The organism is Micromonospora sp. CA-259024, from assembly GCF_050936255.1.
Lineage (GTDB): Bacteria > Actinomycetota > Actinomycetes > Mycobacteriales > Micromonosporaceae > Micromonospora.
Genome location: NZ_JBNJND010000001.1, coordinates 2,287,622 through 2,302,974, shown reverse-complemented (window position 1 = coordinate 2,302,974; position 15,353 = coordinate 2,287,622). Strand labels below are relative to the sequence as shown.

At 71.6% G+C, this 15,353-nt stretch carries 19 protein-coding genes; 13 read left to right on the top strand and 6 right to left on the bottom strand.

Annotation, left to right across the window (positions count from 1 at the left end):
* Positions 1–26 precede the first annotated feature (26 nt).
* Complete coding sequence (locus ACQEUX_RS10080) at positions 27–677, bottom strand: flavodoxin family protein (protein ID WP_433044613.1); 651 nt, start codon at positions 675–677, stop codon at positions 27–29.
* 172 nt (positions 678–849) lie between these two features.
* On the opposite strand from ACQEUX_RS10080, the gene ACQEUX_RS10075 reads away from it, so the two are divergent.
* The 3 genes from ACQEUX_RS10075 (at position 850) to ACQEUX_RS10065 (ending at position 2,756) form a co-directional block, all read left to right on the top strand.
* Positions 850–1,194 (top strand): ArsR/SmtB family transcription factor, encoded by a 345-nt coding sequence (locus ACQEUX_RS10075; RefSeq protein ID WP_433044610.1) that lies wholly within the window; start codon positions 850–852, stop codon positions 1,192–1,194.
* Complete coding sequence (locus ACQEUX_RS10070) at positions 1,178–1,651, top strand: SRPBCC family protein (protein WP_433044607.1); 474 nt, start codon at positions 1,178–1,180, stop codon at positions 1,649–1,651. Before ACQEUX_RS10075 ends, ACQEUX_RS10070 begins: the two co-directional genes overlap by 17 nt.
* 61 nt (positions 1,652–1,712) lie before the next feature.
* Positions 1,713–2,756, top strand: coding sequence for a phosphotransferase enzyme family protein (locus tag ACQEUX_RS10065; RefSeq protein WP_433044604.1), 1,044 nt, complete (start codon positions 1,713–1,715; stop codon positions 2,754–2,756).
* Between the two features lie 16 nt (positions 2,757–2,772).
* Here the strand turns inward: ACQEUX_RS10065 and ACQEUX_RS10060 are convergent, their stop codons facing one another.
* Positions 2,773–3,423 carry a GGDEF domain-containing protein gene (locus ACQEUX_RS10060; protein WP_433044601.1) on the bottom strand — a complete coding sequence of 217 codons (651 nt, stop codon included), beginning with the start codon at positions 3,421–3,423 and terminating at the stop codon, positions 2,773–2,775.
* A gap of 268 nt (positions 3,424–3,691) precedes the next feature.
* Here ACQEUX_RS10060 and ACQEUX_RS10055 point away from each other — a divergent pair, with 268 nt between their 5' ends.
* From ACQEUX_RS10055 to ACQEUX_RS10030, 6 genes are all read left to right on the top strand, one after another.
* Positions 3,692–3,931 (top strand): DUF397 domain-containing protein, encoded by a 240-nt coding sequence (locus ACQEUX_RS10055; protein WP_074309213.1) that lies wholly within the window; start codon positions 3,692–3,694, stop codon positions 3,929–3,931.
* A gap of 147 nt (positions 3,932–4,078) precedes the next feature.
* Positions 4,079–4,960, top strand: coding sequence for a helix-turn-helix domain-containing protein (locus ACQEUX_RS10050; RefSeq protein WP_433049731.1), 882 nt, complete (start codon positions 4,079–4,081; stop codon positions 4,958–4,960).
* 157 nt (positions 4,961–5,117) lie between these two features.
* Positions 5,118–6,161: a LacI family DNA-binding transcriptional regulator gene (locus ACQEUX_RS10045; protein WP_433044597.1), complete on the top strand. Its 1,044-nt coding sequence runs from the start codon at positions 5,118–5,120 to the stop codon at positions 6,159–6,161.
* A 2-nt stretch (positions 6,162–6,163) separates the two neighbouring features.
* Positions 6,164–6,367, top strand: a complete 204-nt coding sequence (locus ACQEUX_RS10040; protein ID WP_433044594.1) for a hypothetical protein — start codon at positions 6,164–6,166, stop codon at positions 6,365–6,367.
* Positions 6,368–6,499: 132 nt separating this feature from the next.
* Positions 6,500–7,981, top strand: a complete 1,482-nt coding sequence (locus ACQEUX_RS10035) for a serine/threonine-protein kinase (RefSeq protein ID WP_433044591.1) — start codon at positions 6,500–6,502, stop codon at positions 7,979–7,981.
* A gap of 33 nt (positions 7,982–8,014) precedes the next feature.
* Positions 8,015–8,656: a histidine phosphatase family protein gene (locus tag ACQEUX_RS10030; protein ID WP_433044588.1), complete on the top strand. Its 642-nt coding sequence runs from the start codon at positions 8,015–8,017 to the stop codon at positions 8,654–8,656.
* Here ACQEUX_RS10030 and ACQEUX_RS10025 read toward each other — a convergent pair.
* Positions 8,646–9,170 (bottom strand): GNAT family N-acetyltransferase, encoded by a 525-nt coding sequence (locus ACQEUX_RS10025; protein WP_433044585.1) that lies wholly within the window; start codon positions 9,168–9,170, stop codon positions 8,646–8,648. The genes ACQEUX_RS10030 and ACQEUX_RS10025 overlap by 11 nt on opposite strands.
* Positions 9,171–9,271: 101 nt before the next feature.
* Here ACQEUX_RS10025 and ACQEUX_RS10020 point away from each other — a divergent pair, with 101 nt between their 5' ends.
* A complete protein-coding gene (locus tag ACQEUX_RS10020; RefSeq protein ID WP_433044582.1) occupies positions 9,272–10,147 on the top strand; it encodes an alpha/beta fold hydrolase in 876 nt (291 codons plus the stop codon).
* A 9-nt stretch (positions 10,148–10,156) separates the two neighbouring features.
* Here ACQEUX_RS10020 and ACQEUX_RS10015 read toward each other — a convergent pair whose 3' ends face one another.
* The 3 genes from ACQEUX_RS10015 to ACQEUX_RS10005 form a co-directional block, all read right to left on the bottom strand.
* The gene (locus ACQEUX_RS10015; RefSeq protein WP_433044579.1) at positions 10,157–10,654 is read right to left on the bottom strand and encodes a DinB family protein; all 498 of its coding nucleotides are present in this window, start codon (positions 10,652–10,654) and stop codon (positions 10,157–10,159) included.
* Positions 10,655–10,701: 47 nt separating this feature from the next.
* Positions 10,702–11,142 carry a VOC family protein gene (locus ACQEUX_RS10010; RefSeq protein ID WP_433044576.1) on the bottom strand — a complete coding sequence of 147 codons (441 nt, stop codon included), beginning with the start codon at positions 11,140–11,142 and terminating at the stop codon, positions 10,702–10,704.
* Positions 11,143–11,243: 101 nt separating this feature from the next.
* Positions 11,244–12,014 (bottom strand): carbon-nitrogen hydrolase family protein, encoded by a 771-nt coding sequence (locus ACQEUX_RS10005; protein ID WP_433044573.1) that lies wholly within the window; start codon positions 12,012–12,014, stop codon positions 11,244–11,246.
* Here ACQEUX_RS10005 and ACQEUX_RS10000 point away from each other — a divergent pair.
* The 3 genes from ACQEUX_RS10000 to ACQEUX_RS09990 all read left to right on the top strand — a co-directional run bounded on the left by ACQEUX_RS10000 (position 12,013) and on the right by ACQEUX_RS09990 (position 15,342).
* Complete coding sequence (locus ACQEUX_RS10000) at positions 12,013–12,795, top strand: DedA family protein (RefSeq protein ID WP_433044570.1); 783 nt, start codon at positions 12,013–12,015, stop codon at positions 12,793–12,795. The genes ACQEUX_RS10005 and ACQEUX_RS10000 overlap by 2 nt on opposite strands.
* A gap of 940 nt (positions 12,796–13,735) precedes the next feature.
* Positions 13,736–14,293, top strand: a complete 558-nt coding sequence (locus ACQEUX_RS09995) for a hypothetical protein (protein WP_433049728.1) — start codon at positions 13,736–13,738, stop codon at positions 14,291–14,293.
* A gap of 629 nt (positions 14,294–14,922) precedes the next feature.
* Positions 14,923–15,342 carry a protein-tyrosine phosphatase family protein gene (locus tag ACQEUX_RS09990; RefSeq protein ID WP_433044567.1) on the top strand — a complete coding sequence of 140 codons (420 nt, stop codon included), beginning with the start codon at positions 14,923–14,925 and terminating at the stop codon, positions 15,340–15,342.
* Positions 15,343–15,353 lie beyond the last annotated feature (11 nt).

Here is a 15,353-nt window from a genome sequence, read left to right as displayed (position 1 = left end):
GGACGCGGTGTCGAGATGTCCAGTGGTCAGGCCGGCTCGTGGCTCGGGCCTACCGCGGCCCCCTGCGCGTCCGGCGGCGGGTACGGCTGGTCGGCGAGCAGCCGGGCCAGGTGTGCGGTGTTCAGTGCCAGCGCCTTCGTGGTGCGCCCGGTCGTGTCGGGCTTGGGGCCGGCATCGCGGTAGTCCACCGTGTGCAGTGCCTCGCCGACCCAGTAGGTCGCGGCGGCAGCGGCGAGGGTGAACCCGACCTCGTTGAGTGCCTGCTGCACCTGGCCGATGGTGTGGTGCGCGCCGTCCTCGTTGCCGACGACGGCGACACCGGCCACCTTGCCGTAGGTGAGGAGCCGGCCCTCGGCGTCGGTCTCGGAGAGTTCGGCGTCGAGGCGTTCGAGCACCATCTTGCAGACGCTGGCGGGCTGACCGAGCCAGATCGGTGTGGCGATGATGAGCACCTGGGCCGCCAGCAGCTTGGCACGGATCGCCGGCCAACCGTCGCCGTCGCCCTCATCCGTGGACACCCCGAAGCGCACGTCGTGATCGACGACCCGGACCAGTTCACCCTCCACGCCCTGCCTGGCCAACTCGGCGAGCACCTCCCGAGCGAGCTGCTCCGAGCTGGACGGGGCCGGCGACGGCTTGAGGGTGCAGTTGAGAACGAGGGCGCGAATGCTCGCCACATCGGTTCCTTCCGGCCGTCGTCTGAGGATGCCGCTCTTCTCATACCCGGAGGGCATCCCGGAAACACCCGCCGCGGCGTTGGCCCCGATGTGGCGGAAGGCCGTTGACATGGACGGGGGGAGTTGTATATTCAACCCAAGGGTTGATTAACCACATGGTTGAGAGCGACAAATGACAGCAGATCCGGTCAGTGCCGTGTTCGCCGCGCTCGCAGATCCGACCAGGCGCGCGATCCTGGCCCGGCTCGCGACCGGCGAGGCCACGGTCAACGAGTTGGCGGCGCCGTTCCCGATCAGCGTTCAGGCGATCTCCAAGCACCTCGCCGTGCTGGAACGCGCCGGGCTCATCGTGCGGGCCCGCGAGGCGCAGTGGCGTCGTTGTCGGCTCGACCCGGCGCCGCTGCGGACGCTCGCCGACTGGGTCGACCAGTATCGCCGGCTCTGGGACGACCGTTACGACACCTTGGACGACTACCTACGCGACCTGAAGGAGACCCACGATGAGCGAGCACCCTGAGCTGACCATCGACCTACCGTCCGACCGGGAGATCACCCTCACCCGGTCCTTCGACGCCCCGCGCGAGCTGGTCTACGCCGCGCACACCAAGGCCGAGCACCTCAAGCACTGGTGGGGGCGGGGCAACCCGCTGGACGTGGAGATCGACTTCCGGGAGGGCGGCCACTACCGCTGCGTCGAGCACGCCTCGGACGGCAACGACTACGCCTTCCGTGGTGAATACCGGGAGATCGTCGTGCCGGAGCGGATCGTGCAGACCTTCGAGTTCGAGGGCATGCCCGGCCATGTGGCGGTGGAGACGCTGGTCTTCACCGAGCAGGACGGACGGACCATCCTCACGAGCACCACCCGCTTCGACACCACTGCGGAGCGCGACGGCATGGTCGACTCCGGCATGGCGCAGGGTGCCGCCGAGTCGTACGCCGCGCTGGACCGATACCTGACCACGCTGCGCTGACCTGAGGCCGCGAGCGGACTAACCGGTGGGTCGCTGGCCCGTGTGCTGGCATGGTGTCCGCATGATCGAGGACGTGCGGCGGCAGGTGGTCGACCGGGTCCGGGCGGACTTCGGGCTTTCTCTGTCCAGGATGGACGACGTGGCCCACGGTGCGGACCAGCACGCCCGACTGTGGCTGGCCCAGGCCGCCGACGGCGCCCGGTACGCGGTCAAGCTGAGCGGTGGCGGCACCCCGGCCGGCCTGGTCGTGACGGCGTACCTGGCCGGGCAGGGGGTGCCGGGTATCGCCGCGCCGCTGCGGACCCACGACGGACGGCTGTTCGTCGAGCACGACGGCCAGCGGCTCTCGGTGGTGCCGTGGGCCTCTGGCCTGCGGGCGCTTGACGGCCCGATGACCGAGGCGCACTGGCGCGCGTACGGCGAGGTGCTCGCCGCCGTGCACGCGGTGCCGGTGATCGACGAGCTGAGGCGGCTGCTGCCGCCCGGCGGGGCGGCGTACCCGTCGATCGTGGCCGCGACCCGCGCGATGGCCGAGCGGCTGCGCGACCCGGACCCGAGCGACCTCGCCGGCTCGTTGGTCGCGGAGTTGGCGGGGGTGTGGTCGGCGGCGGCCGACCGGGTCAGCACACTGAGCCGCGAGATCGAGCGCCTCGCCGCCGATCAGCGGGATCGACCGGGGCCGGGCGTGGTCTGCCACGGTGACCCGCACCTGGGCAACCTGCTGCTGGGCGCGGACGGGCAGGTCTGGCTGATCGACTGGGACGACGCGGTACTCGCTCCGCCCGAGTGTGACCTGATGTTCGTCGTCGGCGGGGTGCTCGCCTTCGCGCCGGTCACCGCCGAGCAGCAGAAGGCTGCCCTCGCCGGGTACGGCCCGGTCGACATCGACCCGGCCCGCCGGGCCTGGTTCCTCGCGGTCCGCGCCCTCGACGATCTCAGCGACTGGACCGACCAGGCTTTGAATGCCGACGCCGGGGCGGCCGACCGGGATCGGGCGGCGCGGATCGTGCGGGGGCTGGTGTCACCGGTCGGCCTGGTCACTCTCGCCGACGCGGCGCTGCGTGAGCTCAGTCGGCGGCCCCGGTGGTTCGGGGCACCCACCTGAGCGGGCGGCGGACCGGTCAGCGGTCCGCCAGGTGGGCACTGTCGACCAGTTGCCGGGGCGACCGGGCGCCGCCCAGGCTCTTCGCCTGGTACATGGCCGCGTCGGCGCGGCTGAGCGCCTCGGAGAGCTGGGCCGGGCCGGTCACCGGGGCGAGCCCGACGGAGGCGGTGACCCGGACGCTGCACCCGCTCAGCCGGATCGGCGCGGCGACGGTCTCGCTGAGTCGGCGGGTGGAGTGCTCGATCCAGCGCCGGTCGATGGTGGGGCTGGAGAGCAGGCCGGCGAACTCGTCGCCGCCGAGGCGGGCGATGAGGTTGTCCCCGGCGAAACCGGCGAGCCGCTCGGCCACGCTGATCAGCACCTGGTCGCCGGCGGCGTGCCCGTACCGGTCGTTGATCTGCTTGAAGTCGTCGAGGTCGAGCACGACGGCGATCAACGGCTGGCCGTCCGCGTCGGTGAGCAGGGCAGCCGCCAGGCGGTAGAAGGCGCGGCGGTTGGGCAGCCCGGTGAGCGGGTCGTGGCTGGCGGCGTGCCGTTCGGCGGCGAGCTCGGCCTGGAGGTGCTCGATCTCGGCCTCGGCCCGCAGTGCCCGCCGACGGAGCTGCCAGGAGGAGAGCAGGGCTCCTGCCGCACAGATGCCGGAGGCGACACTCATCGGATCCGGCACGAGACCTCCCATCGCCGCGACCGCCTCCAGCCATCGGTCGACGCGGCGCGCGTGCCGCGTCGGGCCCAGTTTTCCCTGCTCGTTGCCCCGATCGGGGTAACTCAAAGTGAACGGATAAGCACCGATCACGTGCGTTATCATGCTCGCCGTCCGGTGCAGATGCAATAGCAGATGCACGTGCAGGACTGTCCAATGTCGATACCGCACCCCTCGCCGTCACCGCTCCTCCCACGGCCACCGGCGGGCTCGTGAGCAGAAAGACGCCAACATGCAGCAGCCACCCAATGGCGTACCGATCCATCAGTTGCCTCCGCTGAGCTGGCAGAAAAGCCGCCGCAGCAACCCCAGCGGCAACTGCGTCGAACTCGCCGAACTGCCCGGGGGAGCGGGCATCGCGGTTCGCAACTCACGACATCCGGAGGGGCCGGCGTTGATCTACACGGTGGATGAGATCGCCGCCTTCGTGCTCGGCGCACGTGACGGCGATTTCGACCATCTGATCAACTGAGCGTCCCGGGGCGGGACCGTCCCGGCGACGATGACTTCACCGGTCCGGAGGAGTTCACCTCACTGTCGGTCCATGGCATGCTTACACGTCGGCCGGGCCGGGGTGCCCGGCCGCAGTGGGTCGGTATCCGGAGGTCCGCACGTGACGATGGTTCCCGCCGAGGGTGGCCCGACAACCGGGCCGACCGTGCTGCGCATACTGCTCGGCGCCCAGTTGCGCCGTCTGCGGGAATCCAGCGGGGTGACCCGGGAGGGCGCCGGCTGGGAGATCCGCTCCTCCGAATCCAAGATCAGCCGGATGGAGCTGGGCCGTGTCGGCTTCAAGGAGCGTGACGTCTCCGACCTGCTGACCCTCTACGGCGTCACCGAGGAGCACGAGCGCGAGGCGCTGCTCAAGCTCGCCCGGGACGCCAACAATCCCGGGTGGTGGCACCGCTACGGCGACGTGTTGCCCACCTGGTTCCAGTCGTACCTGGGCCTGGAGGCAGCGGCCGCGCTGATCCGCAGCTACGAGGTGCAATTCGTGCCCGGCCTGTTGCAGACCCGGGAGTACGCCAGGGCGGTCGTGCTGCTCGGGCACGGCACGGCCGGTCCGGCCGAGATCGACCGGCGCGTCGCCCTGCGGATGCAACGTCAGCAGTTGCTCCGCCGGGAGAGCCCGCCGCAGCTCTGGGCCGTGGTGGACGAGGCGGCGTTGCGTCGCCCGATCGGCGGCCCGGCGGTGATGCGTGACCAGCTCACCGCGCTCATCGAGGCGACGAAGTCACCCCATATCCGGCTTCAGGTCATCCCGTTCGCCGCGGGCGGCCACGCCGCCGCCGGGGGCGCCTTCACCATCCTGCGCTTCGGTGACCAGGAGCTGCCCGACATCGTCTACATCGAACAGCTCACCAGCGCCCTCTACCTCGACAAGCGCGACGATCTGGATTACTACGCGGTGGCCATGGAACGGCTCTGTGTCGAGGCCGAGCCACCGGAGCGTACGTCGGAGATCCTCGGCCGCCTGCTGGACGACCTCTACCCGGCGTGACCTCCCGGGCATCACCTCGGGCCCGCCTGACCTGACCGCGCCCGGCCCGCTCGACCGCACACCGTATTGACCGACACCGACTCGTCGGGTTAGCCTCTGTATCGATACAGACTGGATCGATACAGAGGGGTGCCGGGTGAAGCCAACACTGCAAGCCGTGGCGGACGCTGTCGGCGTCTCCCGCAGCACCGTGTCCAACGCCTACAGCCGTCCGGACCAGCTTTCCGCCGCCCTTCGGGGACGGATCATGGACGCCGCCCGTCAGCTCGGCTACCCCGGCCCCAACCCCACCGCGCGCTCGCTGCGCCGAGGCTTCGTCGGCTCGATCGGGGTGCTGTTCACCTCGCAACTGTCCTACGCCTTCACCGACCCGTTCGCGGTCCGCTTCCTCGCCGGTGTGGGCGCGGCCGCCGAGCGGCACGGCACCAGCATGCTGCTGGTGCCGCTGTCACGGGCCGAGCCCGACGCCCGCCGCGCGGTGGAGAACGCCGCGGTCGACGGTTTCTGCGTCTACTGCGTCGCCGACGAGAATTGGGCGCTGGAGGTGATTCGGCATCGTGGGCTGCCCTTCGTCAGCACGGCCGCCCGTGCGGACGCCGGCCCCGACGAGCGGTTCGTCGGCATCGACGAGCGGGCCGCTGCCCGCAGCGTCGCCGCGCACGTCGCCGGCCTGGGCCACCGCCAGGTTGCCCTGCTCGCCGACTCGGTGCTGCCCGACGCGCCGGCCGGCCCACTGACCCTGGCCGGGGTCGACCAGGTGCCGCACCCGACCACCCACGGCAGGCTCGCCGGGTTCGCCGACGCGTTTGCCGAGGTCGGCGTCGACTGGGCCGACCTGACCCTGATCAACGCCCCGGGTAACAGCCGTCAGGCCGGGGCTGCGGCCGTCGCCGGGCTGTTCGACCGGCCCGCGCCGCCGACGGCCGTGCTGGCCGGCTCCGACGTGCTCGCCCTCGGGGTGCTGGACGCGCTGGCCGAGCGGCCGGCCGGCAGTCGTCCACCCGTCTCGGTGACCGGATTCGACGACGTCCCCGAGGCCGCCGCGGCGGGCCTCACCACCGTTCGGCAACCCGCCGAGGAGAAGGGCCGCATTGCCGCCGAGCTCCTTCTCGATCCACCGGCCGACGCGGCAGCCGGCCATGTGCTGTTGCCCACCGCACTCGTCGTCCGGGGCTCCACCGGACCCGTCCCGAGGAGATGACCATGGAACTTCCCACCGGATACATCAGCGCGCTCGACGCCATGAACCGACACGTCAACTCGGCCCGACCGGATGCCCCGGTCCAGGTCGAACGCGCCCGGCCGGCGCTGCTAAGCCCGACGCGGCAGGCCGCCGCCGTCGCCCTGCGCCGGCTCGCCGACCGGATCCAGCCGCGACCACTGCCCGCCGGTCCCCGCTGCTCCTGACCGACTCGGGGGGCCCGGCCGACCACCGGCCGGGCCTGTCCAGGACGCATTTCGGTACGGACGTGACGAACAGTGCGGAGCTGGGGACGGAGGGTGGTCGAGGAGGGCGCGGCCAGGCAAACTGGTGAAGCCATGTCGCCCTTCATCCCCACCCTCCGTCTCCACGACCGCTACGTCCTGCGCGAGCGGATCGGCCTCGGCGGCATGTCCGAGGTGTGGCGGGCCGACGACGACGTGCTCGGCCGGCCCGTCGCGATCAAGGTCCTCGCCGGGCAGCTCGCCGCCGACCCGCAACTGCGGGCCACCATCCAACGCGAGGCCCGCGCGGCCGCCCGGCTGGCCCACCCGCACGTGACCCAGGTGTACGACTACGCCGAGGCGACCCTGGCCGGCGGCGTCGTGGTCCCGTACCTGGTGATGGAACTCGTCGACGGCCACAACCTCGCCGACCGACTGCGGACCGGGCCGCTGCCCTGGCCGGAGGCGGTCCGGGTGGCCGGGCAGATCGCTGCCGCACTGGCCGCCGCGCACCGCATCGGCGTCGTGCACCGCGACGTCAAGCCGGGCAACGTCATGCTCACCGACACCGGCGCCAAGGTGCTCGACTTCGGCATCGCCGCACTCGGCGGGCTCGACGGTCAGTCCGGCGGGCCGCTGATGGGCACGCCCGCCTACTTCGCCCCGGAGCGGCTGGCTGCCGGTCCGCCCGACCCCGCCAGCGACGTCTACGCTCTTGGCGCACTGCTCTACCGCACCCTCACCGGGCGGGCGCCGCTGCCCGTGCAGAGCTGGGAGGACGCTCTGGAGGTGCACCGGCGCGCCACTCCGGTGCCGCCGCTGCAGGTGCCCGGCCTGCCCGCCGACATCGCCGAGCTGACCGTCGCCTGCCTTGCCGCCAACCCGGCCGACCGGCCCAGCGCCGCGCACCTGGCCCGCCGCTTCGGAGCCGGCCAGCCGGTCGAGCCGTCCACCGAGCTGCTGCGCATCCTGCCGGCGGCCCAACCACCCACCGAGCTGCTGCGCATCCTGCCGGCGGCCCACCCGCCCACCCTGATCGACCGCTCGGCAGCCCGTCCCGCCCCGGTTGCCGCCGTGCCCGCCCGCCGCCGATCGCGCCGGCCCCTCGCCGTGCTGGTCGCGGCCGGCCTCGCCGTACTGGTCGGCCTCGGCGCACTGCTGTCCCAGGGCAACCTCCCGGGCACAGGCGACTCCGCCCAGCTCGCCGCCCCGTCGTCGACCTCCGCCCCGGCGCCCACGACGCAATCGCCGACGCCGGCCGCACCGTCCTCGCCGCCACCCGCCACCAGCACCCCGCCCCCGACCGTCGGGCAGCAGGTACCGGTCAGCCTCCGGGAGGTGACCAGCGAGTTCGCCGCCGTCCTCGCCGCCGCGGTCGCCCGCGGCGACGTCGACCCGAGAACCGCCGAAGATCTGCGCGACGAACTCGCCGACCTGAACCGCCGCACCAGGGACCGGGCCAAGCGCGTCGCCGACCTGCGGGAACGCATCGCCGAGTTGGTGCAGCGCGACCGGCTACCAGCGCAGACGGGTGCCCAGCTCGACGTTCTGCTCTCTCAGGCCGGTGGCTTTTCTCCCGGCCGTACGGACGACTGATATCCCCGTCGATGCCGCTGGCATGATGTCCCGATGCGGACACGTCTGATCTTCGTGCGACATGGCGAGTCGCTCCACCAGATCGAGGGAATCGTGGGTGGACCACGTGGTTGTCGGGGCCTCACCGCCCTCGGCCACGAGCAGGCACACGAACTGGCCAATCTGCTCTCCGGTGACGTCGCCGCCGACCGACCGGTGGCGGTCTACTCGTCCGTGCTGCGCAGGGCTGTCGAGACCGCCCAACCGATCGCGGCGGCGTTCGGCGTCCGACCCGTGGCCGACTGCGGCCTGTGCACCTGGCACACACCCCCGTACGCCGACGGCCTGCCGACAACCCGCTTCCGCACGGAACACGCGGTGGCTGGTGGGGGTGTCTTCCGGCCGTTCGAGGAGGGCAACGAGAGCTGGGCCGAACTGGTGGTCCGCGTCAGCCGCGCGATCATGGAGATCGCACACCGGCACCGGGGCGCCACAGTGGTCCTGGTCGGTCACAGCGAGACCGTCGAGGGTGCGTTCCACGCGCTCGCCGCGCAGCCGGTCTTTCGGGCGTTCGACCTGGACGTGCCGCCGGCCTCGATCACCGAGTGGACCACCGACCACGACCCGGGCGGTTGGCCGCCGGCCCGTTGGACCCTCCGTCGTTTCGGTGACACCGGCCGGTGGGCTAAAGCGTGATCCAGTACCGCCGTGCGGGGCCGAGCTCAGTGTCCCGAATGCCCTCGAGGACGCCGCCGTGGCGCTCGATCGTCTTCGTCGAGGCGACATTGTCCGCCGCGCAGGCGAGCAGCACCCGATCCAGCCCGAGCGCCCGTGCCTCACCGAGTATCCGGCCCAGCGCCCACGTCGCCAGCCCGCGGCGGCGCGCGGACGGCCGGATGCCGTAGCCGATGTGGCCGGTGACCCGCAGCAGGTAGTCGTTGAGCTCGTGTCGCAGCGCGATCCCGCCGAGCACCCGGTCATCCTCGACGATCCAACGGTAGGTGCACCGCACCTGGCCAGCGTGCAGGGGCTTCTCCGGATCCGACCGGTCGGACAGCCGGGTCACCCAGGCCGCGAACCCGCCCGGGGAGCGCACCTCGTCGGTCGACCGCAGCCCGAAACCGTCCTCGTGGTGGCCGGGACCCCACTCGTCGTGCGCCTCCAACCAGGCGGCGTGCAGGCGGACGGTGGGCGCGACCAACTCCGGCATGCGGCGATGGTAGCGGCGGCCCGGAACCCGAGAAAGCCCGATGGATGTCGCCAGCACGGCGTAGTCGCCCACCGGTTACCGTCGACCGTAGTCTCACCGACATGACGACAACGCAGACGCGCACCCTCGCCCTACCCGGCGTCGACCTGGTCTACGACGTCCGCGGCCCGCTACCTCCGTCCGGCGGGCGCCCCGCGCTGCTCATGATCGGCCAACCGATGACGGCAGAGGGCTTCAACGCGCTCACCGCGCACTTCGCGGACCGCACCGTCGTCACCTACGACCCGCGCGGGCTGGGCCGTAGCATCCGCAAGGACGGCCGAATCGACCACACACCGCAGCAGCAGGCGGCCGACCTGCACCTGCTGATCGAGGCGCTCGGCGCCGGCCCGGTCGACGTGTTCGGCAGCAGCGGCGGTGCGGTGACGGCACTCGAACTCGTCGCGACCTGCCCGCGCGACGTCGTCACGCTGGTGGCGCACGAGCCGCCGATCAACGCGGTGCTCCCCGATGCCGGTGCCGCCGAGCGCGCCCGGGCCGGCTTCTACGAGGCGTACCAGGCGAAGGGCACCGGTGCCGGTATGGCCGCGTTCATCGCGATGACGTCGTGGCAGGGCGAGTTCACCGATGCCTACTTCGCCCAGCCCGCGCCCGACCCGGCGATGTTCGGCATGTCGACCGACGACGACGGCACCCGCGACGACCCGCTGCTGTCGCAGAGCTCGTGGGCGATCTCCGACTACCGGCCCGACGCGGGCCTGCTCACCGCAGCACCGACCCGGATCGTGATCGCGGTCGGCGAGGAGTCGGCGGGGACGTACACCGCGCGGACGGCCCTCGGCCTGGCGGCCATGCTCGGTCAGAAGGCCCTGGTGTTCCCGAGTCACCACGGCGGCTTCCTCGGTGGCGAGTTCGGTTACGCGGGCAAGCCCGAGGAGTTCGCGGCACGGTTGCGGGAGGTGCTGGACGCCGGCTGACCGACCGCGTCACTCGGCCAGGAGCTGCTCACGCAGGATCTCCGCGTGCCCGCAGTGCTGAGCGAACTCGCGCAGCACGTGCAGGTAGACCCAGCGCAGCGGCAGCGGCCCACGCCGGTTGCCGCGGAGCAGGTCGTCCAGACCCAGCGACGATGTCGCACGGCGGGACGCTTCGCAGGCCTCGCGGTGGGCCTGCTGGACGGTGGCGATCGTGTCGTCGTCGTCAAGGATGAACGATTCGTCCGGCGTCGCGGGAATGCCGATCTCGGAGCGGGGCCGACACGTGATGGCCTCGTCGAACCAGACCTTCTCGACGAACGCGGCGTGCTTCACCAGACCCAGCAGCGTGGTCCGGGACGCCACCAACGAGCGGCGCGCCTGCTCCTCGGTCAGCCCGTCCAGGTAGCCGTTGAGCGCCCTGCGGTGCTCGTCGATGAACGCCTCGAACTGGGCCTGGGCCGGCTGGCTGATGACATCTTCAGCGAAGGTCCCCGGAAAGGAAGTCACCCGCGAAGCATCCCAAGACCGTCGTCGAGGATCAATCAGCACACCCTTCAGCCGAAGGAGACGAGAGCGCCGCGCGCGTCGAAGCGTGCCGTGCCCGCCCACGCGATCTCCCAGCGGTTGCCCTCGGGGTCGGCGATATAGCCGGAGCGGCCGCCCCACGGCCGGTCGATCGGCTCCGCCACCACCCTCGCGCCCGCCGCGACGGCCGCGGCGAAGGCCGTGTCGACCTCCTCGCGGCTGTCGACGATGCAGGCCAGGGTGACGCCGGACCAGCCACCGGCCGGTTCGGACACGCCCGGCGCCGCTTCGGCGGCCAGCTCCGGCAGCGGGAAGAGCGCGAGCAGGACGCCACCGAGCAGAAAGGCCGACCAGCCGTCATCGCTGGCCGGCAACTCGGGCCACCCCAACGATCGATAGAACGACCGCAGCGCGGCGATGTCACGTGCTCCCACCGTGACCACGGACAGTCGAGAGGGAAGTGTGCTCATGTGCTGATCCTGCCTGAGACGTACGACACTTCACCAGGCATTCACCGCTCCTCCGGCACGACGGCGAGCGCGGTACTCGCGTCCACGACACTGACAGCGGTTCAACTGACGCTGGCGCTGACCACCTCTCCTGGCTCGGTGCCCGCGCGGGCGTACACCTCGCCCTCCGGTGTCCAGACCCCCGACCGCCCCGCCGCCTCGGTGTAGCCACCCCCGGTCGACCCGGCGAAGCTCGCCACCACCACCCAGACCCGGTGGGCGGTGGCGATCCGGTGCGCCCGCTGGTCCGTCACGGCGGAGTCGCGCGCCAACTCCAGTACGCCCGCCGCGTAGACGTCGATCCCGAGCGCCGCGGTTCGCGACGCGTGCGCGGTGACGCCGGTGTCCTTGCAGATCGCCAACCCCACCCGCCATCCGTCCACAGTGAGCACGACCGGCGTGTCGCCCGGCCGGAACCGGCGGGACTCCGCGTCCCCGAGCCACATCTTCCGGTACGCCACCGTTACACCGGCCCCGGTCACGGCCAGCATCGCGATGTGGTCGCCCGCGACCGGTGCGCCGGCCAGGGCCAGCGCGCCCGTCTCGGCGCACGCCTCGACCAGCGGCGCCAACCGCGGGTCGTCGACCGACACGACCGGGGCATCCAACTCGTACCCGGTCAGCGACAGCTCCGGAAAGACCACCACCCGGGCACGCGCCGCGCGGACCGCGTCGGCGTGTGCCCCCGCGTTCGCCGCGACATCCCGGGGTACGCACGGCGGCTGCACCGCCGCGAGCCGCAGCGGGGTACGGCTGTCCGCACTCGCGGGGGTGTGGCCGACCCGCGCGGCCGGATGGTCGGCTCTCAGGATCACTTCGTACGGTGTGGGCATGATTCGAACGTCCCACGCCGTGTTCGCCACCGGAACCCCCACCGCCGCAGCGGAACCGCCGCAGGGTGGGATCGTCGGCTACGTCAGTGACCTGGTGGAACGGCTTGGCGGTCCGGGCGCCGGCCTGGCGGTGGCGCTGGAGAACCTGTTCCCCCCGATCCCCAGCGAGGTGATCCTGCCGCTGGCCGGGTTCGTCGCCGCGCAGGGCCGGATCAGCCTGATCGGTGCGATTTTCTGGACCACACTGGGCTCGGTGGTGGGTGCCCTGGCGCTCTACCTGATCGGCGCGTCCCTCGGGCGCGATCGGATGCGCGCCATCGTGGCCCGGCTTCCGCTGGTGAAGCTCAGCGACGTGGACCGGACCGAGGCGTGGTTCCTCCGGCACGGCGTGAAGGCGGTCTTCTTCGGCCGGATGATTCCGATCTTCCGGAGCCTGATCTCCATCCCCGCAGGGGTGGAGCGCATGCCGGTGAGCACGTTCCTGCTCTACACGACGCTGGGCAGCCTGATCTGGAACACCACGTTCGTGCTCGCCGGTTACCTGCTCGGCGACAACTGGCACCTCGTCGAGGGGTACGTCGGCGCGCTCCAGAAAGTGGTGATCGTGGTCTGCGTGGCGGCGGCTGCCTGGTTCGTCGGGTCCCGCGTGCTGCGAGCCCGGCGTGCTGCCCGCAACCCCGAACCGGCCAGCCCTGAGCCGGGCCCGTTCAACGGTGTGCCCGACCCGGATGGTCGCGGCACCCTCTACCGGGGCGGCTCCTGGGCATCCGACAAGCACTAGCCCCGACACCGTCTGCCTGGGTGGGTGCTGGCGCCCGTTTTGGGCCCGGACGGTCGTTTCGGGCTCCCGTCGCTCCGGGGTGATCCCACAGGCGGGAGCCCGCAGGTGGATGTCCCCGTTCCTCCAGGCACTTCCGCAGCGCCAGCAACCGCCCGCGCGAGCCGCGCCCGGTGCCAAGCCCCGCAGACCTCGGCAGGGCCCTTCTGTCCGCTGCTCGGCGGTGGCGGTGGCGGTGGCGGTGGCGGTGGTGGCGGTGGCGGTGGCGGTGGCGGTGGCGGTGGTGGTGTTGTCGGGGGCGTTTGTCGGTGGCTTCGTGATCAACTCCGGTTTGCGGATGTCGGGGTGTCCCCGCGTCCCAGATACCGCGGTTTTGGTGATCCCGAGTGGATCACGCCTGGCTGATGCGGTTTGTGCCTGCCTCGGCCGGGCTGTCTGGGTGGTTTGTCCGGTCGAGTGTTCGTCTGGGGTGTGACCGGTGGCACCCGTGGCCTGGAATCATGGCCGGGCCGGGGTCGTTACATATCCTGACGATCGCAGCACCACCCGCCCGCCGCCCGGCCTCCCGGGTTGGAATGCCGGGCCTCGTTGGTCGTCACGAACGACCGCCCGGCCGCGCTGCCATTCAGCCGCCCGGGGGAATGACCTCCGGCCCCCGGTCGTTACGGTCCCCACGAACGACCGCCCGGTCACCGCCTCCATGAGGGTGCCGATGGGCCGCCCGGGGAATGGCCCGCGGCCCCCGGTCGTTACACACAGACCCGGCGCCACGAGCCCTCCGCTCGTAGGCCGCCGACCCCGGCGCCGAGACACAGCGTAGGCGCCGACCCCCCGAAGACTTTTCCCCTTGGATTTGATGCGCCCGGACGAGGTGCTCACCCTGCTGGTGCCGACCCCCTATCGGCGCGTGCGGGTGTCCTTACCCCCGAAGGAGCTAACTCTCATGAACACGATCATTCGTAAGAGCATGCTGTCCGTTGCTGGTCTCGCGTTCGCCGGTGGTGTGTTCGCCGGTCCGATCGCCGCCCACGCCAACCCGGCCGATACCAAGCCGGTCGCGGTCGCGATGCAGTCGGCGCCGAAGCCGCAGGGCGAGCAGTCGCACATCACTTTGAACGATGAGCAGACCGCGAACGTGAAGGCGATCATCGCCGCGACGAAGAAGGCCGGCCTGCCGGAGCGGGCCGCGGTGATCTCGATCGCGACGAGTCTGCAGGAGTCGAAGCTGGAGAACCTGGGTCACCTCGGCGACATGAACGACCACGACTCGCTGGGCCTGTTCCAGCAGCGCCCAAGCTCGGGTTGGGGTACGCCGGAGCAGATCACCGACCCCGCCTACTCGACGGCGGCGTTCCTCAAGGGTTTGAAGCAGGTCGACGGGTGGCAGGACATGCCCCTGACCGACGCCGCGCAGACCGTCCAGGTCTCCGCCTACCCCGACGCGTACGCCCAGTGGGAGCAGCAGGCCACCGACCTGGTCGCCCAGCACTGGAACAGCTGACCCACCGCACAACACCGAGCACGACACCGACTGGCCGGCACCCCACACCCGGGGTGCCGGCCAGCGGCATATCCGCATCGGGCTGGTGTGGGCTGCGGGACGCGTTGGTCGGTGCGTGCGAGAGCGAATGACCCTTGCCCCACGCGGTGGCTGGCCGCAGATCTTGGACAGTTCTTGTTGGTTGCTAGCAGAATCTGTCCAAGATCTCGCTGCGCGACTGTGGGGTGGCGCGATCAGCGGTGCCGGGATGACGCTGAGCGTCGCCCCGCTGACCTGGCGGCCCGTGCGGCGGCGCAACCATCCGGCGCGGTGGCGGGATGGCGCGGTGGCGGGATGGCGCGGTGGCGCGCGGCGGTGGGTGGATGCGGGGGACAGGGTGCCGGCCAGTGGCGTGTGGGGTCGGGGGAACAAGGTGGGGGTCGGGCTGGTTGTGGACAGTGTCGGTGTGACTCAGTGTCCCCGGGCCTCACCTAATATTGCCTTCGCGGAATACCGTTCGGCTGGAGCCGCGTCGTGCCACTCGCCGAGAGGCGACCTGCACACCGACACCAGCGCCGCCCCCGGCCCACCGGCCGGGGGCGGCGCTGTCTGTGTCCGCCCCGTCGGGATGATGGCGGCACAATGCTCGAGTGACTGTTGCTCAGCCTTGGTCCGAGCAGCCGGGTGTGCTCGTACTCCCCGGCGGTGCGACGGTGCGCGGACGCCGCATCGGTGCGGCGACCTCGCCCTCCGACTTCGCCCTGCTGTTGGCGGCCGGGCCGGAGCCGGCCTGGCCGTACCGGCGGATCCGGTGGCCCGACTTCTGGGTGCCGCTCGATCGGGCGGATGCCCTCGACGCCCTGCGGGTGGCGCTGCGGCGGGCGCACGACGGTGAACGCGTCGAGGTGGCCTGTCGGGGTGGGGTGGGGCGTACCGGAACGGCGTTGGCCGCGCTGGCGATCCTCGACGGCCTGCCGGTCGAGCGTGCGGTGCCGTGGGTCCGGGCGGGCTACCACCCGAAGGCGGTGGAGACCCCCTGGCAGCGGCGCTGGCTGCGCCGCGTCGCCTGAGCGCCGTCACA

Bases quoted from the DNA above. Each gene is read 5' to 3' on its own strand.
- ACQEUX_RS10075 (WP_433044610.1), top strand. From the start codon at position 850: ATGACAGCAGATCCGGTCAGTGCCGTGTTCGCCGCGCTCGCAGATCCG.
- ACQEUX_RS10070 (WP_433044607.1), top strand. From the start codon at position 1,178: ATGAGCGAGCACCCTGAGCTGACCATCGACCTACCGTCCGACCGGGAG.
- ACQEUX_RS10065 (WP_433044604.1), top strand. From the start codon at position 1,713: ATGATCGAGGACGTGCGGCGGCAGGTGGTCGACCGGGTCCGGGCGGAC.
- ACQEUX_RS10055 (WP_074309213.1), top strand. From the start codon at position 3,692: ATGCAGCAGCCACCCAATGGCGTACCGATCCATCAGTTGCCTCCGCTG.
- ACQEUX_RS10050 (WP_433049731.1), top strand. From the start codon at position 4,079: ATGGTTCCCGCCGAGGGTGGCCCGACAACCGGGCCGACCGTGCTGCGC.
- ACQEUX_RS10040 (WP_433044594.1), top strand. From the start codon at position 6,164: ATGGAACTTCCCACCGGATACATCAGCGCGCTCGACGCCATGAACCGA.
- ACQEUX_RS10035 (WP_433044591.1), top strand. From the start codon at position 6,500: ATGTCGCCCTTCATCCCCACCCTCCGTCTCCACGACCGCTACGTCCTG.
- ACQEUX_RS10030 (WP_433044588.1), top strand. From the start codon at position 8,015: ATGCGGACACGTCTGATCTTCGTGCGACATGGCGAGTCGCTCCACCAG.
- ACQEUX_RS10025 (WP_433044585.1), bottom strand. From the start codon at position 9,170: ATGCCGGAGTTGGTCGCGCCCACCGTCCGCCTGCACGCCGCCTGGTTG.
- ACQEUX_RS10020 (WP_433044582.1), top strand. From the start codon at position 9,272: ATGACGACAACGCAGACGCGCACCCTCGCCCTACCCGGCGTCGACCTG.
- ACQEUX_RS10010 (WP_433044576.1), bottom strand. From the start codon at position 11,142: ATGAGCACACTTCCCTCTCGACTGTCCGTGGTCACGGTGGGAGCACGT.
- ACQEUX_RS10000 (WP_433044570.1), top strand. From the start codon at position 12,013: ATGATTCGAACGTCCCACGCCGTGTTCGCCACCGGAACCCCCACCGCC.
- ACQEUX_RS10005 (WP_433044573.1), bottom strand. From the start codon at position 12,014: ATGCCCACACCGTACGAAGTGATCCTGAGAGCCGACCATCCGGCCGCG.
- ACQEUX_RS09995 (WP_433049728.1), top strand. From the start codon at position 13,736: ATGAACACGATCATTCGTAAGAGCATGCTGTCCGTTGCTGGTCTCGCG.